General features: G+C 44.0%; 22 protein-coding genes. 10 read left to right on the top strand and 12 right to left on the bottom strand.

The window, feature by feature from the left end:
• Positions 1-10 precede the first annotated feature (10 nt).
• From btuD to OW495_RS01495, 9 genes are all read right to left on the bottom strand, one after another.
• A complete protein-coding gene (gene btuD, locus OW495_RS01535; RefSeq protein ID WP_102535812.1) occupies positions 11-769 on the bottom strand; it encodes a vitamin B12 ABC transporter ATP-binding protein BtuD in 759 nt (252 codons plus the stop codon).
• Entirely contained in the window at positions 756-1,751 is a 996-nt protein-coding gene (gene btuC, locus OW495_RS01530; RefSeq protein WP_017104468.1) for a vitamin B12 ABC transporter permease BtuC, read from the bottom strand. Before btuC ends, btuD begins: the two co-directional genes overlap by 14 nt.
• Positions 1,752-1,884: 133 nt before the next feature.
• Entirely contained in the window at positions 1,885-2,913 is a 1,029-nt protein-coding gene (locus tag OW495_RS01525; protein ID WP_102307313.1) for a succinylglutamate desuccinylase, read from the bottom strand.
• A gap of 278 nt (positions 2,914-3,191) precedes the next feature.
• Entirely contained in the window at positions 3,192-4,988 is a 1,797-nt protein-coding gene (locus OW495_RS01520) for a M3 family oligoendopeptidase (protein WP_102535813.1), read from the bottom strand.
• Positions 4,989-5,114: 126 nt separating this feature from the next.
• Positions 5,115-5,732, bottom strand: coding sequence for an alpha-ribazole phosphatase family protein (cobC, locus tag OW495_RS01515; RefSeq protein ID WP_102535814.1), 618 nt, complete (start codon positions 5,730-5,732; stop codon positions 5,115-5,117).
• Between the two features lie 9 nt (positions 5,733-5,741).
• Entirely contained in the window at positions 5,742-6,362 is a 621-nt protein-coding gene (cobU, locus tag OW495_RS01510; protein WP_102535815.1) for a bifunctional adenosylcobinamide kinase/adenosylcobinamide-phosphate guanylyltransferase, read from the bottom strand.
• 9 nt (positions 6,363-6,371) lie between these two features.
• Entirely contained in the window at positions 6,372-7,178 is an 807-nt protein-coding gene (locus tag OW495_RS01505; protein ID WP_102535816.1) for an adenosylcobinamide-GDP ribazoletransferase, read from the bottom strand.
• Positions 7,178-8,224, bottom strand: a complete 1,047-nt coding sequence (cobT, locus tag OW495_RS01500; protein ID WP_102535817.1) for a nicotinate-nucleotide--dimethylbenzimidazole phosphoribosyltransferase — start codon at positions 8,222-8,224, stop codon at positions 7,178-7,180. The genes OW495_RS01505 and cobT overlap by 1 nt, the downstream gene beginning before the upstream one ends.
• Positions 8,225-8,268: 44 nt before the next feature.
• The gene (locus OW495_RS01495; protein WP_102535818.1) at positions 8,269-8,880 is read right to left on the bottom strand and encodes a flavin reductase family protein; all 612 of its coding nucleotides are present in this window, start codon (positions 8,878-8,880) and stop codon (positions 8,269-8,271) included.
• A gap of 703 nt (positions 8,881-9,583) precedes the next feature.
• Between OW495_RS01495 and OW495_RS01490 the strand changes: the two genes are divergently transcribed.
• Both OW495_RS01490 and OW495_RS01485 read left to right on the top strand, forming a co-directional pair.
• Positions 9,584-10,279: an NAD-dependent epimerase/dehydratase family protein gene (locus tag OW495_RS01490; RefSeq protein ID WP_102535819.1), complete on the top strand. Its 696-nt coding sequence runs from the start codon at positions 9,584-9,586 to the stop codon at positions 10,277-10,279.
• A gap of 185 nt (positions 10,280-10,464) precedes the next feature.
• On the top strand, positions 10,465-11,835 hold the full coding sequence (locus OW495_RS01485) for an L-cystine transporter (RefSeq protein ID WP_065103637.1): 1,371 nt from the start codon (positions 10,465-10,467) through the stop codon (positions 11,833-11,835).
• Between the two features lie 121 nt (positions 11,836-11,956).
• Here the strand turns inward: OW495_RS01485 and OW495_RS01480 are convergent, their stop codons facing one another.
• Positions 11,957-12,349, bottom strand: coding sequence for a heme-binding protein (locus OW495_RS01480; RefSeq protein ID WP_102535820.1), 393 nt, complete (start codon positions 12,347-12,349; stop codon positions 11,957-11,959).
• A gap of 9 nt (positions 12,350-12,358) precedes the next feature.
• Positions 12,359-13,369 carry an aldo/keto reductase gene (locus tag OW495_RS01475; protein ID WP_102535821.1) on the bottom strand — a complete coding sequence of 337 codons (1,011 nt, stop codon included), beginning with the start codon at positions 13,367-13,369 and terminating at the stop codon, positions 12,359-12,361.
• Positions 13,370-13,511: 142 nt separating this feature from the next.
• On the opposite strand from OW495_RS01475, the gene OW495_RS01470 reads away from it, so the two are divergent.
• The 6 genes from OW495_RS01470 (at position 13,512) to OW495_RS01445 (ending at position 21,804) form a co-directional block, all read left to right on the top strand.
• The gene (locus OW495_RS01470; RefSeq protein ID WP_102535822.1) at positions 13,512-14,408 is read left to right on the top strand and encodes a LysR family transcriptional regulator; all 897 of its coding nucleotides are present in this window, start codon (positions 13,512-13,514) and stop codon (positions 14,406-14,408) included.
• 269 nt (positions 14,409-14,677) lie between these two features.
• Complete coding sequence (locus tag OW495_RS01465; RefSeq protein ID WP_102535823.1) at positions 14,678-15,439, top strand: YdcF family protein; 762 nt, start codon at positions 14,678-14,680, stop codon at positions 15,437-15,439.
• 426 nt (positions 15,440-15,865) lie between these two features.
• Positions 15,866-17,338 (top strand): aerolysin family beta-barrel pore-forming toxin, encoded by a 1,473-nt coding sequence (locus OW495_RS01460; protein WP_099166859.1) that lies wholly within the window; start codon positions 15,866-15,868, stop codon positions 17,336-17,338.
• A 185-nt stretch (positions 17,339-17,523) separates the two neighbouring features.
• The gene (locus OW495_RS01455; RefSeq protein WP_289884560.1) at positions 17,524-19,803 is read left to right on the top strand and encodes a hypothetical protein; all 2,280 of its coding nucleotides are present in this window, start codon (positions 17,524-17,526) and stop codon (positions 19,801-19,803) included.
• A gap of 4 nt (positions 19,804-19,807) precedes the next feature.
• Positions 19,808-21,427: a M91 family zinc metallopeptidase gene (locus OW495_RS01450; protein WP_102513863.1), complete on the top strand. Its 1,620-nt coding sequence runs from the start codon at positions 19,808-19,810 to the stop codon at positions 21,425-21,427.
• A gap of 194 nt (positions 21,428-21,621) precedes the next feature.
• Positions 21,622-21,804 carry a hypothetical protein gene (locus OW495_RS01445; protein ID WP_017077989.1) on the top strand — a complete coding sequence of 61 codons (183 nt, stop codon included), beginning with the start codon at positions 21,622-21,624 and terminating at the stop codon, positions 21,802-21,804.
• A 254-nt stretch (positions 21,805-22,058) separates the two neighbouring features.
• On the opposite strand, the gene OW495_RS01440 is transcribed toward OW495_RS01445, so the two are convergent.
• On the bottom strand, positions 22,059-22,580 hold the full coding sequence (locus tag OW495_RS01440) for a DUF2058 domain-containing protein (protein WP_004734880.1): 522 nt from the start codon (positions 22,578-22,580) through the stop codon (positions 22,059-22,061).
• Positions 22,581-22,982: 402 nt separating this feature from the next.
• Here OW495_RS01440 and OW495_RS01435 point away from each other — a divergent pair, with 402 nt between their 5' ends.
• Together OW495_RS01435 and OW495_RS01430 are read left to right on the top strand one after the other, a co-directional pair.
• Positions 22,983-24,317, top strand: coding sequence for a sphingomyelin phosphodiesterase (locus OW495_RS01435; RefSeq protein ID WP_102513862.1), 1,335 nt, complete (start codon positions 22,983-22,985; stop codon positions 24,315-24,317).
• A gap of 39 nt (positions 24,318-24,356) precedes the next feature.
• On the top strand, positions 24,357-25,307 hold the full coding sequence (locus tag OW495_RS01430; protein WP_289884772.1) for a chromosome partitioning protein ParA: 951 nt from the start codon (positions 24,357-24,359) through the stop codon (positions 25,305-25,307).
• The last annotated feature ends 5 nt before the right edge of the window (positions 25,308-25,312 follow it).

Raw genomic sequence — 25,312 nt, 5'->3', positions numbered from 1 at the left:
CGATAAAGGCTCAACCAAACAACAGATAGGTTTGATTATCGACTGAGATGCTTTTGACTTCAGTGTTGAACACGGACTCTAGCTGTTCAGGGGTGAGCACTTGTTCTGCACTACCTGATGCTTGAAGTACGCCTTTGTCGAGCAGCAACACTTGGTCTGCGTGTCTTAGGGTTCTGTTCAGGTCGTGGTTAGCCATAATAACCGCAATGCCCTTCTTTGCCACTCGTTCGATGAGCTTGTATAACAAGGCTTCTTGAGCAATATCCAACGGAGCTGCGGGTTCATCGAGGATCAGCAGCTTTGCGTAAGGATTAAGCGTCGGCCAAATTTGCAGGCACATTCCCGCCAAACGAACGCGTTGCCATTCACCACCAGACAAGGTTTGAATGGAACGATGAAGTTTGTCTGTGATGTCCAACATCTGGCTTATCTCTTCCAAGGCTGCGTTAATTTCAGTATCAAGGCCGTGTGAGGAGCTTGGTAGCGACAATGCAAGGTATTGAAACACGTCTAAGTTGAAGGCTGGCCTTGCGCTTTGACACAGATAAGCACGGTGTAATGATAAGTCTTGTAACGACAACACAGATAAGTCTTGTCCATTGAGCTTGATATCGCCTTTATAGCCATCACCAATACCAGATATCGCTTCGAGTAAGGTACTTTTACCGCTGCCATTGGGGCCGATAACGTGAGTCACCTGCCCTTGCTTGAGCTCAAATGATAGTGGTAATAAACGAGCGCCGACGCTCAGGCTCTTAATTTGAATCATGATTTTTAATTAACATCCAAATGAAGATAGGCGCACCGATACTGGTGGTCATCACACCCAAAGGTAATTCTGCAGAATCGAGTAATGTACGCGCGCAAATATCAGCAAACACCAGTAACGCGGCACCTGCAACGGCAGACAAAGGAAGAAGGTATCGGTTGTCGGTACCAATCGCTAAACGTAATAAGTGTGGCACAACCAAGCCAACAAAGCTGATCACGCCGCCCAATGCCACCGCGCAACCTACCAAAATAGACACAGCGAAGATTAGACGCCAACGTAATCTCGGAACGTTCACGCCTAACTGTGCTGCATGTGTCTCGCCAATCATTAACTTATCTAGCTTACTACCTTGCAGACACAACCAAATAATCACGGGGATCATCACTAACGTGAGCGAGTGTTGATACCAAGTCACGCCACCTAAGCTGCCCATCAGCCAATACATCAGTAAACGAAGACTAAGGTCATCACTAAAGTAGAAAGCCCACGTAACCATCGCGCCAGAAAGAATACCTAGCGCCACGCCCACCAACAATAATTTGGCCGTAGTCAGTCGCATCGTTTTGACCATGCTCACCAGAATAACGGTAAAACAGAGTGAACCTAAAACGGCAGCGACCATGAAGAGTTCTGGTGTAGGAGCAAACGGCAAGAAGAACAGCACGATCACCATCGCCAAGCTTGCACCGCCAGAAATACCAAGCACACCTGGCTCTGCCAATACGTTACCCAATAAGACTTGTAAGCTTGCGCCAGATACAGCTAAACCTGCCCCGATGGCAATAGCCGCCAATAATCGAGGTAAGCGTAAATCAATCAGTAGTTTTTGTTCTAACGTGGACAAGGTGCCCAGAGGGGAAATGAAAAGATCGCCAACCATTAGATAAATCGCACTCAGCGCAACAAGCAGTGCTGCCATCAGATAAATGGCTCGCGTCCATTTACGCTGTTTTTGGTGAAGAAGTTGTTGGAAATCCATATCAAGCTACTTTGAAATTGTTCGCGTAACCTTACCTGTATCCCCAAATAAACTCAAGGCTCACACCGTAATGTGAACCTTGATATTTCAACCAGTTGAGCGGTTGTTTCCGTCGCTTAAACCCAGCTAGTTATTAATCGTACACAAGCTGACCGTGGTCGAATCGTGTTTCAACTTCGCACACCATTAAGGCAGCTCGTTGACCAATGGCCACGTTGCGATTTGGGAATACCACGGCTTCGTTTTCATTCTTCGCCATCAATGGCTTATCGCCATCATGACCAAATACTTCACCGTGCTTGAACGCGGTAAAGTTCTCTACAGAATCAGAGAACATGAAATCAAAGTCATCGTGCAAGCGTACAATAGTGCGGCTCACACGATACATGATGGTTCGCTTAGGCAGATGCTCAGGCTCAGCTTCAGCAATCAAGTTACGCATTGCCAAATCAAAAGCAGTGAGCTTATCAAGTTGGTTCTCACCAATTCTTGCGACCTGACCCAATTCCATTGTCAGAGCTTGCGCTTCAAAGTTTTCAGCGCTGTACCAACTGAAGGTGCTCGTTGGTGCATTAGACAGCAAAACAGCTTCAACGTGGGCACTGTTAATGAAATCGAAAAGCTCCTTGTTGCGTACTTCGTGGCGAACCTTAGGGCTCACTGCGAACGAGTAATGCTTAGATAAACGGATTGCGCAGTGCAGATCTAGATGCCAACGAGTGGCAGGTTCCGTTTCTTTGTAAAACTCAGTAACCAAGAACTTCAAGTTCTTCGCGATATCCACTTCTCGATTGCTTTCATGCTGCTTTTCATCAAACAGACGATTCATATTCACATCGAGAAAACGCGTATGCGCATTGGTCGCTTCTGGATGAGCGATGATAAACAGGCAACGAGCATTTACTACTTGGAAGCCTGTCTCAATATCCTCAACTAATTTATCTACTAGCTCCATCGGTGAGGTTTCATCACCATGAACACCTGTTGAGAAGATGATGTTCTTAGTTTCAGAATTATAATCCGCGGGAATTACTTCCAATACACCACGTTGATGAAGCTTAATTTCAACACCGTTACTCAGTACGGTCTGTCCTGCAAACACTTCTTGCTCAAGATCTAGGCTGTCAAAAAGAAATGATTGGCGAAAGAGGGTCTTCGTCATGCGCTACTCCTTAATTGCACGGCCGTATGTTAATAAATTGTACATAGAAATTGTGTCGCTAGGATCGCACTTATCAACAGAAACTCCGTTATCAATCACAAATACTACCCATATATTTTTATATTACCTGCTGGCTTCACTAACCGACATCTGTTCCAAATAACTTTCTCTAATTAAAGTAACTTTGGGTCGTCTCAGCTTTTCTCAAGTCATGTCAGCAAGATAAGAGCCACGTAAGCTAACACAGCTCTGACCTGCTATGAACAGATTGAGATCAATTAATCTTCCTGATTCAGCAATCTTTCGAATTCATCGATTTGAACTTTGACCATGTCGATACTTTGTTGCCAAAAATCAGCTTGAGTCAGATCCATTCCGAGATGCTTTTGCACCACTTCTTCCGCCATCATGCTGCCTGTATCACGAAGCAATGAGACATAATCACCGTAGAATTGTTCGCCCTTAGCGTCACGTTGTGCGTAAACGCCTTTACTGAACAAGTAACCGAACAGGTATGGATAGTTGTAGAAGCTCACTTGAGAGATGCTGAAGTGCAACTTGCTCGCCCAGAAATAAGGGTCGGCTTCTGTCATTGCATCGCCGTACCAATCTTTCCAAGTGGTTTCCATCAAGTCGCACAGCTGTTTAGCCGTCAGTTCGCCTTTTTCACGCTGCTCGTAGAACGCTTTTTCAAACTCGAAACGTACTGGAATGTTTACCATCAAAGCGAGTGAAGAAGAAAGCTCTTCCCACAGCATTTCAAGTTTCTCATTGCGTGTTTGTGCTTGCTTTAACAAGTGGTCACGAACGATGTTCTCTGCAAAAATAGAAGCGGTTTCTGCCAGCGTCATTGGGTAACGAGTTTGACACAATGGCATGTCTTTCATTACCCAGTTGTGGAACGCGTGGCCCAGTTCGTGTGCCAGTGTCATTAAGTCAGAGCGGCTACCGCTCCACGTCATGAATACAAGCGGTGTGCGTGTCGCAGCAAACTTAGTGCAGTAAGCACCTAAACGTTTGTTGGCGGCAGGCGCGGCATCAATCCAACCGTTCTCAACCATTAAGGCGACAAAATCAGCCATCTCTGGGTTTACTTCAGCGAAGGCCGTTTTGATCACTTCGAGCGCTTCATCAAATGGATAAACCTTAGACTCACTGTCACCCAGCGGCGGCATAGCGGCTAAATGGTTCCATGGCTTCATTTCATCTAAGCCGTGAACTCTAGCCATCAACAGACCCGCCTTTTGGCCTACTGCTCGATTGGCTTTCGCTACCGACATCATAGTGTCTAGGGTTTCTGGAACAATTCGGCTGCCATGTAGGCTTGGATCTAAGAAATGTACGTCGCTTATTTTTGAGCGTTTTTTGTTTTCAGTCAGTCGCCATCCAGCCAATGCGTTTAGGATCGAAGCAAAAGACTCTTGATGCGTTTTCATCGCACCTTGAACCGCGCGCCATGCAGGCTCTTGTTTGTCGAATTCACTGCCGTACAACAAGCTCGCTGCTTGTGAAAAACCTAGGGCTTCGTCTTCACCGTCTAGCTTTAGCGATAGTTTCAAAGAACCGGTTAAGTTATCGTACAAACGTCCCCATCCATCACGCCCATCAACCTTCATCGCAGCTAATAACTGCTCTTCAGCAACACTAAGGCGGCTGCTCGATAGTTTGCGTGAGCTTTCAATAACAAAGCGTTGCCCTGCTACATCGGCACTATCATGCTCTAATACGGCATTCACAAATTCAGGTTCTGCGTGAATTAAGGTGTCTTCATAAGGGCTGAATGCTTGAGACATTTCAGAGTTCAGCTTAGCTACACGGCCAAGCAGTGCTTTTGCTTCTGTGTGTGTCGCGTCGACCGATGCGTGACAGTTAGCAAAGGTATTGATTGTGCTGAGTAACGTGCCTGCCGCTTCTGAGGTCTGGATTGCGTTTTGCATTGCCAGAATTATGTGACGCTTTTCAACATGCAGGTACAACAGTTCAATGCACTGTTGAATCAGTTCGATGTCTTGTTCGATTTTTGCATCATCAAGATCGCGATAAGCAATGCTTAAATCCCAACTTGGAGTTGTCATGACTAAATTCCTTTCACGTAGGTAGTAATACCAATCTGGTAGAGCGACTGTTAGCGCTGCTTTATACTTTTAATACTTCTAATATTTTTAGTAGATTGTTAGTTCTTAAACTGTGTTTTTGAACACTCAGAGAACAGGTAGCCCTATCGCTTTAACGCTGATAAAGCTCTGCGCAAACTGAGTGACTTGAATATGGGTTATCGACGCATTCTCAATCGACAGCTTCGAGTACAAGCTCGGGTTTTTCCAATCAATATCAAGGCAATGCGCTAATAACATTCGAATTACGCCACCATGAGTAACCAGCAATAGATTGTCACTTGGATCATTCAAAAGTTGCGACCAAGCTTGAGTTACTCTGTTATGGAAGCTCTGTAAACTTTCCGCGCCAGTCAGTTGATGGTTTGCGGGATCTTGCCAGAAGGTGTCTAACATCGCCCACTTGTCTTCAAGTTCATCAAATGCGATGCCGTCCACTTCACCAAAGTTCATTTCTTGGAAATCTGGTGCAACAGACAAAGGCACCGACATGCGTTGTGCATATAGGTTTGCCAAGTCACTGCATCGTCTTAATGGTGAGGTAATAACACCATCGAAAGCGACATCGCACTGAGCCAACGCATCACAAATCCGCTGTTGAAGATTTGGGTTAACCAACACGTCAGATAAACCATTCAGTGCCGCTTTACCTTCAACCTTGCCATGTCTCAGCAAATAGATGTTTTTGGTTGTTCCATTGACCATGTGCGCGACCTAACCCTGAGTATCAAGCGATTGATTAGATGGTTTTAAGTGCAGTGGCAATCCTGCGGCGATCAACGTAACTCGTTCGACAACGCGAGCCAATGCTTGGTTCATTCGCCCTGCATTGTCGACAAATAAGCGCGACACTTTACCCAGTGGCACCACGCCCAAACCGACTTCGTTAGACACCATGATAATTTGCGCAGGGCTTTGCTCAACGCTTTGCACTAAAGCCTCAACCACGGCTTCAACCTGTTCATTGTTTGCGTCATCACCCAGTTCAAAGATGATGTTGTTCAGCCACAAGGTTAGGCAATCAATCAACACCACATCTTCTTTCTCAAAAGACTGCAGTTTTTTGGCTAACTCGACGGGCACTTCATGCTCAATCCACTGCTCACCACGACGTTGTTGATGGTGCGCGATTCGTTCTCGCATTTCATCATCAAGATATGTCGCTGTCGCAATATAATTGAGGCGTCCATTTGAACATGCTTCAAGCGCACATAATGCTTGTCGCTCTGCAAAACTAGACTTACCAGAACGAGCTCCGCCCAATACCAGATGGCTATTTCGCTGACTTGCTTGATTAATTTGATTAGCTCGAAAAGTTTGATTCGTGTTTGTCATAGGACGCCGTTATAGAAAGCCATTGTAAAAAGCAGTTATGAATACAAGGTAAGTCAGCAACTCCATCAACTGTTGAGCCGCACCCAAGCAGTCACCAGTAAAGCCGCCAATTCGAGCCATTAACCACTTTTTGAAACCTGTTCTGAACAGATAGGCTACGACAGATAAAACCAAAGCGAACTCAAGGCCAAACCACAAGCTTGGCAACACACCAATAATTAGCAGAAAGACCAGCTCGCCCTTGGTTTGTTTGTTGGCCAATGGCTTACTTTTACTGGTGTCCAAATCGCTGACATAAGGCATGTCGTAGATAAGGGAAGCCGCAATCGCACGGCTAAAGGTATAACTCGCGACGATAACCATAAACAGTCCAGTCATGCTCACGAGTTCATTCAATAAAACCCACTTACCCAGCAGAGCCATAACCAGAGCAGACGCGCCATAAGTACCAATTCGGCTGTCTTTCATGATGGTTAATCGGCGTTCCAATGTCATACCGCCACCAATGCCATCGGCCATATCGGTTAAGCCGTCTTCATGGAAAGCACCCGTCAGCATTAAGCTGAAACTCATCATCAAAAAGATCGCAATCGTACTCGGCAATACCGCATCGAGCAGTAAGAACAGACCGCCACACAATACGCCAAGCAACAAACCGACCGTAGAGAAATAACGACCCGAACGGTTCATTCGCTCTGATGAATAGGGCGTGTTCTTCGGCATTGGTAAACGAGAAAAGAAGCCCATCGCCAGCGTAAACAGCTCCCACTGATAAGTGACTCGACCTTTCAATGATCCTTCTGGCACATCACTCATTAAACCGTGACTCCAGCACTTTCGAAGCTTGCCATGTTGTTATAGAACTCGGCTGCCGCACGAATAATTGGCATAGCGAGAGCTGCACCAGTGCCCTCGCCCAATCTCAATCCAAGATCGAGCAATGGCTCAGCGTCTAGCAGCTCTAATAGAATTTTGTGACCAGACTCTTCTGAGCGATGAGCGAAGATCATGTAGTCATGGCAACTCGGTTCAATTAAGGTTGCGACATAAGCCGCAACTGACACGATAAAACCATCGACCAATACAGGGGTTTTGTTTTGATAAGCGCCAAGGAAAGCACCGACCATTTGAACGATTTCATAGCCGCCGACTTGTGCTAGTACCTCTTTAATATCTTTAACTTCTTTCGCATCTATGCCTTTGCAGCGAGCTACACCTTGCTCAACCACAGCCACTTTACGTACAAACTGCTCGTTATTGATACCTGTGCCTAGGCCAACACACTCATCTGCAGACCGATTTGATAATGCACTTAAAATCGCTGATGCGCTGCTGGTATTACCGATACCCATTTCACCAAACATGATGATATTCGTGCCATTCGAAATGGTTCTAGATACAAGCTCTGTGCCTAATTCAATCCCACGTTCAACCGTTTCTAAACTCATTGCCGCTTCGTTGGCAAAGTTATTGGTTCGCTTACCTAAGCGCTGAGAAATCAACATGTCACTGTCAGATTCAACAGGCAACAAAATCCCAGTGTCCACGACTGTAATATCGACGTTGTTTACTGCACAAAAGCAATTAATCGCTGCGCCGCCGCTTAAGAAATTCAACACCATCTGCTGTGTGACGGCACTTGGGGCAATACTCACGCCTTCATCAGCAATACCATGATCACCTGCAAAAATGATGATGCTCGGCTTGTTCAATTCGATGTGTTCAACCGCAGCTTCTTTGCCTTGGCTCTGAATCAATGCCAGTTGATGTGCGACTTTTTCTAGTAGGCCAAGCGCACCGAGTGGCTTGGTTTTTTGGTCAATGCGATGTTGAATGGACTGCGAGTATTGGGTATCTAACATAGTTTTTAAAAACGCTTATTCTGGGTACGTTGATTTAGGGGCTGCTACTTAGGGCGTGCGACAGAGAACACATTGGAAAGCGTCGCGTATTCACCGCCACCAAGTCGAGACAAAGGGTTCAATGCCAGCGCATCAACCTTAAGACGCTCACTCTCTTTATCAATCACATCTTCGGAGATGTACACGGTTTCGACTTGAGCAAAGATGAGGCTTTGTGGCACCTCTCCAACTTCTTTTACTTCGTACAAGGTGCAGCCAAAAGCAACCGCGCACTCTTTTACTCTCGGTAAAGAAAAGCCCTCAAATTCAACCAGCTCAATATTATTAGCGGTTACTTCAGAATCACCGTGATCGAGTGTGGCTGCTGTCGCCGTCATTGTTTCTGCAGAACTTGAAGAAGCAATGTGAATCACCAGCTTACCCGTTTCAAGGGCATTGCGGGTGGTATCTTTGATTTCGCCTGATGGCTTCTTTCCGACCGATAACATCAGTAGCGGCGGATTGCTGGAAACAGGCGTGAAATAAGAGAAAGGCGCTAAGTTGTACTCTTGATCAGAAGATTCCGTCAATGCCCACGCAATAGGGCGAGGAACAACGGTTTGTGTCATCAGGTGATAAATCTGAGTGGGAGCAAGAGTATCAAGCTTGAGGTTCATAGCACGTCCTTGGTCTATGTGAATTACGACTCAGTTTACGTGTTAAGCAATGCCGTATCTATGCCTAATCAACAGAAACCATAGAGAGTGTTCTTAATTTAAACAGATCCCACTGGTTTTTTCTCAAATTGACATTCAAATTGACGAACCCTAAAACACCAACAATACTGATAATAGATTTATCAATAAGTTACATTTTGGCATCGTTTATGCTTTATATAAAACAACTTATTAAACCCTCTCCGTTGATAAGTTAAGTAAGCAACTTGTCGGTCTCTCTCCATCGAGAAGTTAGCAACAAAGCAAGTTCAGTAAGACGGTAATAAAAAGTGACTCCCCTCACTTAGTAACAAACAGTAGATTAGTAAAAAACAAAGATTTAGGAGGTGAAATGTTCGCAAACCAAAGCAAAAGGAAACCAATTAAATCGAGTAAAAAAGCAAGTAAGAAAGTGAAGAAAATCCCACTATCCTTCACATGATTATGACAAGCCCGTTGCCCAGCGGGCTTTGTTATATCTGACACTAATTAATATTGAACATTAGATTTTAGACCACCAGCCCCGTTTTAACTTATTGTTAGACTTCCATCCTATCAACCTATCAGCCACGCAACTGACCACTCGTTGTTCAAAAGTTTTATTCGCTTAAAATTCAAACACTGTTTATATTAAACAAGCACTTGCAAAGGGTTAAGGATAGCTATGAGTATTTCAGGAGACAAAGCATCGGTCATTGTTGCAGGAGCAACAGGCCTGATAGGTTCACACGTTTTGGATTTACTCATAGACGAACCCGCGGTCGAGCATATCTACGCTTTGTCCCGAAGAGCACTTGATTCTCAGTTTAACTCCAGCAAACTCCACACGCTCATTCATGGTGATCTACAAATAACAAGCTGGGACGATACCAAAGCGACGCCCAACTTAGGCATCATCTGCCTAGGCACGACCAAGAAAAAAGCGGGTTCCAAAGAAGCATTGCGTAAAGTCGATGTTGAATTGGTCAGCCAAGTGGCTCAGTCGATGAAGTTTATCGGAGTAGAAAGACTTGCTGTGGTTTCAAGCTATGGTGCATCACCAACATCCTATTCTCATTACCTAAAATGCAAAGGTCAGATGGAACAGAATTTGATGCGTATCGGCTTCAAACAGCTATTTATTGCTCGTCCTGGCCCTCTTGTTGGCGAAAGAGCTCAGCCACGAGCCGACGAAAAACTCCTACAAAGTATCTTCCCTTTGTTGTCACCATTTATGATTGGTAAATATAAAAACCTTCGCCCTATTCAGTCAAAAGACGTGGCACAAACCATGCTGTTCCGATTATTCGAAAATAATTTCCAAAATGTAGAAATTTACTCGTCAAGTGACATGCTCAATTTATTGGCAAAATATCGCTAAAAAGCTCATCTATTCACCAAAATGTTGGATATCCATTCATCCCATTGAGTGGATATTACTAATTGTTCTAATCAATTACTTTTCTTTATTTTACGTTTTGTAACAGAACGTTATCTTAGCTAACAGTACTTAAGCCTATATATCTAGGCCACCCATCAATCTGAAGTAATTCATAAGGACATTAAATGTCATTCCCAACTATCGCTGCCTTAGCGGTATTCATTGGTATTCTATTTTTTCTCTACGGACAGCAGAAAAAAGAAAACACACTTTCTCGCCTTGTTCTATTAGGTTTAGTTTTTGGTAGCGCATTCGGCCTAGGCTTACAGCTGCTATTTGGCGAAGGCAACCCGGTCATCAAAGAAACGTTGGATTGGGTAAATGTTGTTGGCAGTGGCTATGTTGGCCTACTAAAAATGGTGATCATGCCATTAGTATTGGTTTCAATGATTGCTGCCGTGGTGAAGCTTGAGAAAGGCGGTTCACTGGGCAAAATTTCTGGCATCACTATTTCAGTATTACTGGCAACAACGGCGATCTCTGCGATTGTTGGTATTGCAGTAGCTCAAGCATTCGGTCTTTCGGCAGAAGGCTTAACAGAAGGTGCTCGTGAAACGGCTCGTATCGCAACACTAGAAAGCCGCATGGGAAGCGTATCTGACCTAACAATTCCACAAATGCTGGTTAGCTTCATTCCAACTAACCCGTTTGCAGATCTAACCGGTGCTCGTTCTACTTCCATCATCGCGGTGGTTATCTTCGGTGTGCTTACAGGTATTGCTGCTCGTAAAGTAATGGCTGAAAAAGAAGAGCTAGAGTCACCAATTCGCACTTTCGTTGAAGCGGCTCAATCTATCGTAATGCGCTTAGTTAAGATGATTATGGCACTAACGCCATACGGCATCGCTGCGTTAATGGCGAAAGTTGTCGCAACATCAAGTGCATCAGACATCCTAAGTCTATTAGGTTTCATTGTTGCTTCTTACGTCGCAATCATCCTGATGTTTGTTGTTCACGGTGTGTTGGTCTCTTTTGTTGGCGTAAACCCAAAAGAATATTTCCAAAAAATCTGGCCTGTACTGACATTTGCTTTCACTTCACGCAGTTCTGCAGCAACGATTCCACTGAACGTCGAAGCTCAAATTACTAAGCTAAACGTGCCACCAGCGATTGCTAACCTGTCTGCAACTTTCGGTGCGACAATTGGCCAGAACGGCTGTGCGGGTATCTACCCTGCAATGCTAGCAGTCATGGTTGCGCCAACCGTGGGCATCGACCCAATGGACATCAACTTCATTCTGTCTTTGATTGCTATTATCACAGTGAGCTCATTCGGTATCGCGGGTGTGGGTGGCGGTGCAACTTTCGCAGCGCTTATCGTACTGCCAGCTATGGGTCTTCCAGTGACTATCGCAGCTCTGCTTATCTCTATCGAACCACTTATCGATATGGCACGTACTGCGCTTAACGTATCAGGTGCAATGACAGCCGGTACAATTACAAGTCGTATACTGGGTAAGAAAGAACAAAAAGAGTTGGAACAAGCGAACGCTTAGTTCGACTTCCGTATCCAAGAGCGATTAAAGCTCTTGGTATGAGTAAGCAAAAAAACCGATGCAAATGCATCGGTTTTTTATTATCTGTCTTTTATCAGAGTGACTTTGTAAACGGCAGAACTTAAAGCACCAGCTGAATTACTTTTTCAGCTAATACTTCATCGTCGTCTTCGCTCAACCCACTGATACCAATCGCCCCAATCACCTGCCCTTGATGTTGAATAGGTACACCACCTTTAAAACCGGTGATTTTCGGATCTGTCCAATAGCTTAAGTCTTTACCTGTCGCCCTCGCCCATACGCCCAAGTTACCACTCGGTTGTCTATCTCGTGCTGAGGTATAGGCTTTGTTTTGAGCTAACAAACCGGCTTGCACGCTGACGTTATCCATTCGTGAAAACGCAAGCAGTTCACCATGTGTATCACACACGCTCACCGCAATTGCTTGGTTGTTATGCCCTGCAATATCGAGCGCACTGTACACGAGTTGCTGTACTATTTTTTGATTCAACATATCCATCCCTTATGGCAATGCCTGACCACGTGAATACACGTATAAGTTGTACCACTCTTCGCGACTTAAGGTGATTTGCGTCGCAGCTGCAGAAGCTTTGATTCGATGTAGATTAGTCGTGCCAATAACAGGCTGAATACTTGCAGGGTGACGAAGTAAAAACGCCAGCACAATCGCTTCACTTTCAACACCATATTGACTTGCTAACTGAGCCACGTAGTGCGCGGTCTTTTTCACGTTTTCATGTTCTGAATACAAACCTTGCTCAGCAAACCGACCTTGCGCCAAGCAGCCCCACGCTTGCAGTTGGATCCCCTTCATTTGGCAATGCTCTAGTGTGCCTGCAGAAAAATCAGATTGATGGTGACCTTGTGAGTTAATCATCACCCCATCATTCAACCAATCAAGCTTTGCCAAGCTCATTTCAATTTGATTCGCGACAATAGGCTGACCTAACGCAGATTGCAGATACTGGATTTGCTGACTGTTCATATTCGACACACCAAAGAAATCGACCTTACCTTGTGCTTTCAGGTTCTCTAGCGTTCTTGCCAGTTCATCGAGCTCCATTAGCGGATCAGGACGGTGCAGAAGTAACACGTCGAGCTTTTCCGTATTCAAACGATTCAGAATGCCCTCTACCGATTGACCAACCCAATCTGCCGAGAAATCATAACGACCAACATTGCCCTCGCCTTCAAAACGAATCCCACACTTAGATTGAATGAACATCTGTTCACGCAACTCAGGCGCTTGTTGTAATGCTTGACCAAAGGCTTGCTCGGCTTTGCTGAAGGTATAAATGTCAGCATGGTCGAACAGATTGATTCCTGATTCTAGTGCAGTGTCAATTACGCTGCGTGTTTGCGCTACATCAGCCACCGTTACTGGATTGTCGTTCCAACCACCACCCAACCCCATACATCCATAGGCGACTTGCCCAACATTCTTTAGATAGGTTGATAATGGAATGTTCTTTTTATTATCTGCTTTGCTCGTTGAATCAATGCTGTTCGTCATATCTGATCTCGCTTAGAAGGTTTGATGCCAATAAATATGCCTCTATCATATTGTTCTTTTTAGAAAACAGAATATGCTAGTTACGAATTGATTGTTTGATATGGCGAACAATAGAATTAACCCGTTTTAAAGGAACACGCACATGAACGAGCACAAGAGAATAGAACGACTGATCCTATTTGTAGAGCTTGCTCAGCAACTTAACTTTACCAAGGCAGCAGAGAAACTTGGCATATCGAAGAGTTATCTTTCAGAGCAAATCAAACGACTAGAGAGCGATTTACAGTGCCCTCTTCTTGTAAGAACGACACGCAGCGTTCGATTAACCCAAGAAGGCGAACGAGCCTTACAACAAGGCTTAACCATTCGATCTCAAGTATTGCAACTTGAACGCAGTGTTTCAGAACAACACGACATCGTTAAAGGCACATTACGGCTGACAGCACCAAAGATGTTTACCGAGGTCTTCCTATTTGATATCTGCCAACAATTTAGAGAGCAATACCCAGAGGTTCGCTTCGAGATAAACAGCAGTTACACCAACTTCAATCTTAACCAAGATGATATTGATATCGCCTTTCGTGCCACTAACACTCCGCCTGAAAACATGATCGCCAAGCGTTTGATTACCTATCAGCACGACTTAGTCGCGACGCCGAGTTACCTTGATCGGTTCGGTCGCCCAAGCAATGCAAATGAGCTTAAACATCACCAATGCTTAGCGACGTTACATCAAACCGAATGGCCGTTACGATCAGCAAACATTGAGGTATCTGGCTGGCTCTCGAGTAATGATAACCACTTACTCAAACAGCAAGCGATGAAAGGCAATGGCATCATTCGAATCGCGAGTTATTACGTAGAAAAAGAGGTTGAACGTGGAGAGTTAGAACGAGTGCTTACCAATGAATGCTTGCAACAAGATAACTGTATTTATCTGTTCTACCCTCAAGTCATATATCCAGCAAAGAAACATCAGATGTTCATTAAGTTTGTTCAGGATTACTTTGATAACTTAAGTAAAGGTTCGAATGACTAGAATTTGATGAACAAAAATAGATTCAATAGCATTGAGTAAGGTTTAAATAACCCTCCTGATTTATATACCTATATTTTAAGAGGGATTAATCGAACAATAATAAAGCGTTTTAGTTACTACTATCGCGAGCATTAATAATTAATAGAAAGAAATCGTGCATTTGTTCAATAATACAATGAGTTAGCTATGAAGTATCAACATGATTGATATATGATGCAACGCTTCAACATGCGACACCACCTTGGCACCAGTTCGATAACGGGATCCTCATGAGCTTTATTATACTTTTACTTTTTCTGCTATTCGTTGGCATTACACGTTTACTTCAATGGCGAGCAACTTCTAATTTTTTATCTCTTCTTCTTATATCGTCATTTGTATTGATTGGTTCAGGTTTGATCCCTCGTTATTTATTAGACGACCTACAAGCGAATTATGAAAGTAAGCCTGATATTCAATGGTCTGACAATAACGCCATTGTTCTTCTGGGTGCGGGAACGCAGTTAATTGAAAGAACACAAGAGTTCGAGCCAGCTTTTTTCTCTTTTGGCCGAATCAGCGAAACCGCAAGCCAATATAAAGATTGTGCAAAAGCGCAAACCATATGCAAAGTGGTCATCAGTGGGGGTGATGCTCAGAATAACGGCGTCACAGAGGCTGAGATTTATGAACAGCAACTGCTTAGGCTTGGCGTTCCAATGGCCGACATCATCCAAGAACCAAATAGCGTGAACACTTGGAAAAATGCGCAATTGACGAGCGACCTAATGAAGCATCATCAATTCGACAACGTTGTTTTGGTGTCATCAGGCCTGCACATTCGCCGTAGCGAGCTCTACTTCAACCACTTCGGATTGAACGTAATTCCGGTAAGAGCAGATTATATGGCGGCTCAGATTTCATGGCTGCCACTGTGGTACAACTTTGCAGTGACAGACTTTGCCCTGCACGAGCAAATAGGTTTCGCTCGATACAATGTCTACAACTTCATGGGTTGGAACAGTAAGCGAGAAAAGCCAGGCGATGCTTAATCGCTTGCTTGGAAGCTCAGAAGATTATCAGCAGCTAAGTTAGCTCCAGTTTACAAACAAAATGCAGCAGCAATCGAACGGTTGTTTGTTGCATTTTTTAGTTCAAAGCAACCGCAAAATACTCCTATCTTACCCTCTCACCGCCCTTCATTTTTTATCTCCAACCGCTTATCTATTTAGGGTTTAAGTCAGCCTTTAAGCAGAATGACCACCTACATAGATATCCATCAATAAAATAATAAAACCATTACCGTAACTAGCTGATAATAAAAAGAAAATTATTTCAATTTAATTCAGTATTTTTGGCATTGTTTTATATGACAGAGTACACACCGCTAGGGGCCCTCGGCTTCAAAATAATATAAATATAATCTAACAATCGCTTCTAATAAAAATAGCCAGAAAATGGCATTTAGGAAATTATTCATGCTTAACGTCAGTAAAACAATACTATTCAGCGCTGCCCTCTCTTTAATAACTTTTACAGCTCATTCAAAGATTTACTCAGACCAGATCGTCTTAGATAAACTCGGTGATGATAGTTGTCGTTCAGACTATCGCCCACTTAATAAGTTTGAAGCTCAAGAACATAAAACGGCTCTTATCTCTCGCATGAACGTGTGGGACATTGTAGGCCTTCAGGACGATTGGGAGATTATGGGCTCGGGCTATCACGGACTCATCAAACAAGGGCAAGCAAACGACAACACTTGGTGCTATCCAAACTCGCCAGATGCGGGCCTCCCTTATTACGATGAACAAGCGATTCAAGAGAGCGACAACCTTGATGTTCAAAGCGCTTTAGTCAACGACAACGGAAACTTTATCAGACCACTAAGTTACTTGGCTCACAATCTTGGTTTTGCATGGGTGGGTGGTAACAATGCCCGCTATGTCGGTCAAGACATGTCAATCAAACAGCTCAACGATGGTTGGGAGATAAAAGGGAATAACGACGGGAGCTGCAGTGGCATGCGTTGTAATGAGAAGACGACAATCACAGTCGATAATTTCTCTTACACCTTAGACAGCGAAGCATTTTCGCACGGCACGATTTTAGAGCCAGCTCAGGAACTGATTAAAACCGTATCAGCCTACGCAATCAACGAAAGCAACGAGCCTAAGCAAATCATCGTTGACCTTCAATTTGAACAATCGACTCGTTGGCACAAAACCAATAGATTTGACCTTGCTGATTCGGTGATCATCTCTGATAACTTTAAATGGCCACAAGTTGGTAAAACGGACGTACGAGTACTTTTAGAGGAAGAACAGCGCTTTTCTGATACCAATAATGGATCTCGTTCTGAACTGAGCGAACTGCAAGCTATCATTACGGTTCCCGCAAATTCAGTACTGCCCTTTCAAGTCGAGTTCTTACGCTCTACCATCTCTTATCCTTACCGCATCAAGGCCAACATAAGTTACAACGTTAACTTTACTGGTTTCCTTCGTCATAGCGGAAACGCGCTCAGCAGTCATCCGACAAATCGTCCGACGATTTCTCACACCTTCACAATGGGAACCAACACTGAAGAACAAGCGAATATCCGTTACCAATGGGATCACCGTTATATTCCTGGAGAAATGAAATGGTGGGATTGGAGTTGGGCAATCAACACCAATGGTTTGAGCAGCATGCAATATGCCGCTGGCGCGAGTGTTCGCCCCTTCTACTCTTATGTTTCTGGTCAGTTTAGTGCCGAGTCACAATACTCCGGGATGATCGATATCGGTGCGGAGCAGTCTGTCGATTCATTTGATGTCGTGAACATATTAACCAACCACAAAACCTACCATGCGGGCGATATAACCGTCGTTACCGATTTCGACCCTAACGCGCTAAATCGACTCGGTTATCACGATGCTCAGCTAATGATTACTCCAACACAACACTAAAAATACAACTGTACTCCAACACTAAGCTCATCACTCCAGTGGTGAGCTTAGTGTTACTTCCATATCCACAAGTAAACCAAAACACTTAATCAACAACTGTTCTGGGCAGGTTCCCTCTGTCGTCCGTGAACACTGTTCGAGAAGTGCTTTTCCTCCCAACCACCAAAGAAAGCCACTACCTAAATATGACCAAGAAAATCCATTTATGGCGGTTCGCTGCCATTGTGTATAGCCCCTTATCCGTCGCATTTTGTCTTAGTGACGACGTCCAAGATATTCAATCATTAAACGCGATTAACCAGAATCGAATAACGTCATGGGCTCGAAACGAAGTTTATTCAGAGCCACAGTTTGGCATTGCACTAGGCGAACTTGAACACGATGCTCATACAAACTCTTTTTCGGCAGCTTGGCCACAAACAGAACAAGCACTCGCGAGCGTCCCGCAAACTTTTGAAAGCACACTAAGCGAACAAAGTCTATTCAACCGCCTCGGTAAAGTAGGCTCTTCTACGCTGGAAGTTTTAGGGCCAGTTGGAGATGCGGTCGCTGTGGGCTTTTGGCTAGACAACATGGTAAGTACATTTTCTCAGGAATCCTCTACCCGTCTTGATGAAGCCGCTTCTGTTTTTTCCATCATTCCTCTCGTTGGTGACGAGTTAAACCTATTGTCGAATGATATTAAGTACTTCGCAGCGAAAGAAAAAATTGAAGAGTTTGAAAGCCAATCACATTACGTGTTTAGTGACCACTCGCCAGATTTTTATCGCTTCCATCACAAAAAAGAGGACGCAATTACTCTACTTAACAGATACGACAATCACGTATTACAGAGTGCCGAAATGTATGTCGACCACTTACTTCTTGAAGCTGACACAGAATATCGCCGACTGACCGCTGCATACGATAGGCAACTTTCTAAGCAAATGGCACGCATTGATTTAGAAATGTTGAAATCTATCGCTCATGTATCGCCTGAATCAAATCTGCACCAACCTCTATGCCAAAACGTTCACTCCTCTTTAACAGAACTAGAACGCTGTATTCGCACTGAAGGGCCCTCACGCATTGACAATTTAGTTAATAACCTAAACGAAGATGACTACCACGCGCTCGCTTTAAAATTACATAGCAAGAAAAGAGAGCTCGTTGAAATCGCTTTACGCCGACTATCCACGCACAGAATGAACATAGTTAAAAGGCTAATAGAAAGGTCAAAACCTCACGTCGCATCGATCATAACACACAGCAAAATCAACCGAAGTACATTGGAATTTCAAGTCAGGCAAAGTGGACTGAGAGAGTATGCAAACGAAGTTTGGGGACTTGATTATCTCAGTGAAGAGCAACTTAAAACTGCTACCTTACTGATACGCCCAGCCAGAGAATGTTGGGGAGTTCCTGCCATTGTACCAGGAGGCATTAAAGCCTCTGTCGATGCGTGTAAAGACTCTGGTGCATTATACGATACTTACCACCCTAAAAAGGACCCAGAGTTATCAGAAGTGTTGCTAAAAAAGGTTGAACTTAATGTCGAAGAGCATATTGCATCAAGAGTTATTGATGGTTGGCCAGCTGGCTTATTTAAAACTCACTTAATCAATACTGCTAATGCCTACATATCTGGCCAGCTCTCTAATCAGGTGTTTGAGCAGCAATTATCCCTGCTAACTGACATAGAGATTCTTAGCTACCAAACGTCTTTAGTGGATTATCTAGAAAGCAAAGGAATCGACGGTTCAAACCCCGACAATCGTACAAATTGGTATCAGATTAGCCGTTGGTACGAGCTGCTGCTAACAGAACGACCAAGTGGTGGGGTATTAGATCAAATCAAACAATATGAAATTTTTAAATACTTTATTCAGCCGCAATTCAAACTGGCTATTTCAATGTCTTACATACGCTCTCTCAATTACTCGATACCGTTTCCTAGCGTTTACTCTGCAGCAAACCTTAGGTTTTATGCCCCTCAAATGGCAGACATACTCGATAACATGATGTCGCAACCTAGCGCTCACTTTGAGCGAAACTTTCAAAGCGCTATTGACAGCATAACGGAAAAGGCTATGAAGGCGACAAGTGCCAACCAACTTCAGTATTTATTGGGCGATCTTTCTCTCTATCTTCAAATCGCACAGCATCAGCAGTCAGAATCAAATATATCAACCAACAGTAAACATCAACTGTTCAACAGCACGCTATCACCTCTGCATTTGAGCTATCTATCACAAGACCATCAAGACACCATTGCGTTTCAAGTTGGCGAAATCTCAACCCACCAGATTTGGTCACACCTTGCTGATATCAAGAACACGTTAAGCCAAGGAGATATTCAAACAGCAGTAACGCAACTAGGAGCCATCGTTAAGGAGGATGACTTTACCATGCTTCCACACATCAACCATATGTTGCTTAGAGAGCTAGAAGATTGGATTGAAGTTCAATTGGCATTAGAGGAATAAGTCTATGACACACAACATTACACGAACCTTTTTGACCTTATTGCTGCTCATTAATTCAAGCCATACATTTGCTGGAAAAGGATCTGAATTTGGACTCTTTTATGATGTTCCAGACGGCGTAAAAGTCATCGAAGGATACAATTCCACGGCTTATGGAAACCTCTATCGCATGTCCAGAAATCTATACGTGCAAACCAAGAGTGACGCCTACCTTGCAGACATGAGCGTGTTAATTCGCAACCTGCAACTATCGCCAACAGGGCGTGAGATTTTGCGACAAATCGCGACCTACGAACCAGTAAATGCACCCGATGATGCTGTTGAACCGTTAGTTGAACATACGGTTGGAGTCGATCAATCAAAGGCCACTGTTGTCACTGTTATCAGGGAGCCTGAAGGCCCAGGCCGACTATTCGAGACAGTACCTTCGATATTCGAAGATCAACAAAAAGCTTCACTGGCATGGCAACGACAATTCAATGGTAAAGGTGTATCGAATACAATACTCTTCTCCACCACAGAAATGGTTAACATTCCAGGAAAGAACACACCATTTGATCAAACTGTCGCTTTAGGACATGAGCTCATCCACGCTCGAGACTTTGCTTCTGGCGCTGTTCCACAAGGCAGTACACCTTTGTCTCATCGACATCCCGACACCAACCAAATCACAGAATATGTCATTCCGAATTATGAGTACCAAACGACAGGAATTACACACTACAACAATGCTGAAAATGGGCGAGATCCTGTAACGGAAATCAGTAGTGCCAGACAATCAATGATCAACCTTCGCGAAGATATGTATTTCCATTGGAAAGCACTGGAACAAGAAAAGGCTAAGGCGTATTTAAAAAATGAAAAAGTAGTGAGCGAGTTTCATTTGGCTGATGATCTAGGAAAAGCGAAGCGCAATACTTATTGGCCAAAAGAGCACTACGACTATCAACCCTATGCCCTTGAAACTAGACCATCTGCAACACCTCAGCATGCCCCTAAATGGGATACCGTAGAAGGAAAGCAAGCTCATATAGAAGTTAAACAAGCACTCCAAAAGTCATTAAGTGAAGGGAACAAGCCAGCGATTGTTATCGTTGACGCTACCGAACAGCGTCTTTCTCAAAGCCTGCAAAACTCGCCAGCGCTTACACGAAGAGGCCTTAGTAACCAAAGTTCCATTTTAAAATACGCAGCTCAGAACGACATTAAAGTGGTCAACCTATACAGTGCCGCGAATGAAACGCCACTGGGCTCGCTAAAGAAACGGAAAAAGAACCTGCTGTATCGAGCAATTTCCGGTCAAAGAACAGGCGAGACACAAGGTTATCGAGATGTTCAGTACAACGAAGGCAACCAAACAGCCCTAACCTCGGCACTGGAAGACAATGACGAAGTGTTAGTGATGGCCTACTCTGACGGCAAAGTAACAACCAATATTATCGACAATCTTTCAGAAAACATGCAAAAACAAGTAGTGGTATCGCGATACGCTAACTTGGATTACCAACCATCAAACCTCAGCGCAGAAGAAAGCACGGCCTGGAAATCGCTAGGAAGAAAAGACAATGTAAGAATGCTTGGAGGTGGCAGTCGCTCTCGCTTCAATATATGTAGCATCCAATAAAAAAGGCTCAAAAAGCCAGTTTGCAATCAATAAACGTCGTATACAACTGGCCCTTTGTTAGTGATTAACCACAATAGCAAAGGGCTGGTTTATGACAAATAAACCCGTTGCGTAACTTAAAAATGAAATCACAACGAAACAAAAGTTTGAGTTAATGGGGCCGGTTATACACTGGGATTCCATCAGGAGGATCTATGAAACACTGCCCATCTTGTTCAACTGAACTGGTCGCAAGAGACGATGTACAAATTTGCCCACGCAATGAAATCGGCGACTGCTATTTTGATGGCTATGAGCAATATCAGCTCGAATATCATCAACTTAAAAACAACCAACAAGACTCAACGTTCGACATCGCAGACATTGTTGCCGATTAGCTGGCCAAAGCCTTAGTCGGTAACTTACTTGCTTGCTTACCTACTTACTTACCTATCAGTAAAGCGGTCGTAAGTGAGACACCGGCAATGAATTGTTTCTCAAATATAGAGACACGACCGGTTCAGATGAGCCCGTAAATAATTCTATGCAGTTGCCAACATTGAAAAAGCCCCGATGTAAGACACATCGGGGCTTTTAATACTTCTTCAACGCCACAAGTAATTGACGAATTAGATAGTGGTTTAGTCGAGGACTACCACATTAGATCATCTGGGATCACGAAGTCTTTGTACGGGTCATCTTCGTCTACTTCATCTGAGCTTGAAGCTTGAGTATCAACGATAGATTCTTCGTCACGCATCGCGATCTTGTTCGCTACCGCAGTAGGGATAACTACATAGCTTTCGCCTTGACGCGCGATACTTAGGATACCTTTACTGAGTTGCTTTTGAGTCAGATCTTCTACGTAAAGATATTTAACTAGCGTACCATCGGTGAAGTTGTATTTGATCTCACCATTCTTCTGTTCGATCTTATTCATCTCAATCAGTTGCTTCACTTGAGCTTTAATTTCTTTGCTCAACTGTTGTTCTTTCAACTGTTGGTTTAACTCTTTGTCTTTCGCTTGCTGCGCCAGTTTAGTTTCTTCTGCTGCCGCTTTTGCTTCACGAGACTGAACGCGAGACTTTTTAGAGCCCTTCTTCGCCTTCTTTAATTTTTTCTCATTTACCAAGCCAGCTTTAAGCATTTGCTCTTGGAGTGTTAACTTTGCCATGACTTTCCCAGTTCAGGATTAAAAACGACACTATCATACCTGTTTTTGAGGAATCTGTTTACTGAACAATGGCAAAATTTATGCTGATAGAGCAAGGCGGTTAGCGTTATCCCTTATCGTGATTCACAGCATCCATTTCTGGTTATTTCCCGACCTATGATTTCCACGAAAACACACCACTAGTGACTTAGCCTCAAATCCAAATCGTTCCTCTGTTTGTTAGCGTGCGCGCGTATCACTTATCATTCCGACAAAGCAATATGTTAATTATCAATGAGTAATCGAATTTATAAAACCATGGCGTATATCTAATATTTGGATAATTCTGATAGAGTTATAACTCCAATGTCATAACTCTTTACTACGTTATTCTTTAAACCAATCAGTAAGGATAACGTGAAAATGAAAACTCAATGGACTTGCCTGAGTGCATTACTTGCATCAGCTTCATTCATTTCAACCTCGGCTATTGCAGATACCGATGTGTATCTGACCAACAACACCAACCAAGTGATGACGATTCAAACCAATCATACCGGTACCGACTTACTGCAACTTGGCGATGAGTGGCAACAACATGTTGAACAAATTGGTCCGTGGGAAACGAAAAAACTGATCAGTTTCAACCGCTGGACAGGCGTGAAGTCCGGTAAGACATACGAGTTTGACACAGTAGTCTCAAATTCTATTGGGGAGAGCGTCACACTTAATCAAACCATGGAAGGACATTGGTACAACTCAACACTGCAACACGGTTTGAGCGCAGCAGACGTCGACTTAACACTGCATGATGATCGTAATATTCACCGTAGTTCAACCGATGCTTTTGATGTGAATACGGAACTTGCATTCAAAGCTGATAACACCGCTCGCTACGATGATATTTACTACACCATCACCCCACAAAAAGTGGATGAGCAACCAGAGCCAGATGCCAACACATTGAAAGTGATGACCTACAACATTTGGGCTCTACCCGCTATCGCTTCGCACATCGGTGATCGTTACGACCTCATCCCTCAATACGTTAAGGGCTACGACGTATTGGCGCTTCAAGAAGTGTTTGCCAACGGACGAGATGAGTTCTTGCGTGAACTAGCGAAAGAGTATCCTTACCAAACCAAGATGCTCGATAAAGATGGCTTCAACATCTATGACGGCGGCGTGATCATTGTGAGCCGTTACCCAATCGTCAACGAAGCACAGTACGTTTTTCCTGATTGCACCGGAACGGACTGCTTCGCAGACAAAGGCGTGAATTACGCTGAAGTCATCAAAAACGGCCAGGCTTACCACGTGTTTGGTACTCACACGGCATCATTTGATACCGATACCGCTCGTGACTACCGACAGCGCCAATTTAAACAGATGCGTCAGCTTGCTCAATCACTGGAAATACCAACCTCAGAGACGGTTATTTACAGCGGCGACTTCAACGTGAACAAGCTGAAGTTCCCAGACGACTACCAACAGATGTTCGCTAACCTGCAAGCCGCTGAGCCGGAGTATTCAGGTTATACCGCTTCCACCTTTGACCCACGCATCAACAACTTTGCGGGTGAACCTATGTCGGGTGGTGAGAACGTTGAGTATCTCGATTATGTGGTAGTGAGCTCGGAATATGCAGCTAAAGCTCATAACGACAATCGCGTGGATGTCCCAAGATCAACCAGCAGTGAGTTATGGAAACACTACAACCTTTCAGATCACTTCCCTGTTAGTGCTGTTATCAAGTAGCGCGGTGAACGGATAATGCATCGAGTTATATTAATCCTAATGCTCGTCGCGGTGACGAGCATTGTTGGCTATTCATGGTCATCAAAATCGATTGGAACACCGCAATCCTCTGTCCAACACACAGAAGCAAAAAAGCACGTTTCTAAAACGACTGATGACAATGGTCCCACATCAAAGACGGCAGGCTTTTCAGACAATCGCGTTTCGCAAGGTAAACAAGTCCAAACTGAAAACCTGCACGGAAAAGCGTATGCAGAAAACCTAACTGAACTTGAAGGTAAGACGCTGCTGGATGAACTCGATGAGTTTTGGACGCTTTGCCAACAGGTGGGTAATTGCACTGAACAACTCGCGCAGTTGAAAACTGAGTTACCAATAGAATGGTTTGAACTATTAAGTGATTACCCGAAGCTCTCTGCTGATTGGCAACTAAGGGAAAGCACAATTCCACTTGAGTCCGTTGACTCTTTGGAAGCGCGTGTTGAGCTGTTTAAGCAGTCTGCACAAGAGGTTTGGGGAGAGTTCGCCCACCAGCTATTTGCCGATCAATTTGCGCATCTGGACTTTACGCTCAGAGCAAAAACGCTTGAGGAAGTTGAGCCCACTGAGTTTGTCTTGCACTACCAAGATTTGATCTCGGAATGGGAAAGTAAAACAGGAACATTAAACGCAGAGACTCCGGCTCAAAAATACGAGCTTGCTGTTTCATTACTGCCAAACAGCTACAGCTCTGTTGAGTTAGCGACGATCAAGGCTGAACTTCAAGATGCATATTTAGATGCCGAACAGGCCGATAATATCGCTGTGCGTAAACAACAAGTGGCTCAACAGCAGCAGACGGTGATGACTTATCACGACCAACTTGATCAATTAAAATCAAGCTTAGATTCTCAACGCTCTGCAAGTCATGCCAATTGGGATACTCAGGAATGGAACAGTTACTATCAACAACAAGTAACTGAATTTCGTGAGCAGTTCTTCATGAAATAAAGAGA

This window comes from Vibrio sp. 14N.309.X.WAT.E.F5, from assembly GCF_030397615.1.
Classification (GTDB): Bacteria; Pseudomonadota; Gammaproteobacteria; order Enterobacterales; family Vibrionaceae; genus Vibrio; species Vibrio lentus.
This window is presented reverse-complemented; position numbering and strand designations above follow the sequence as displayed.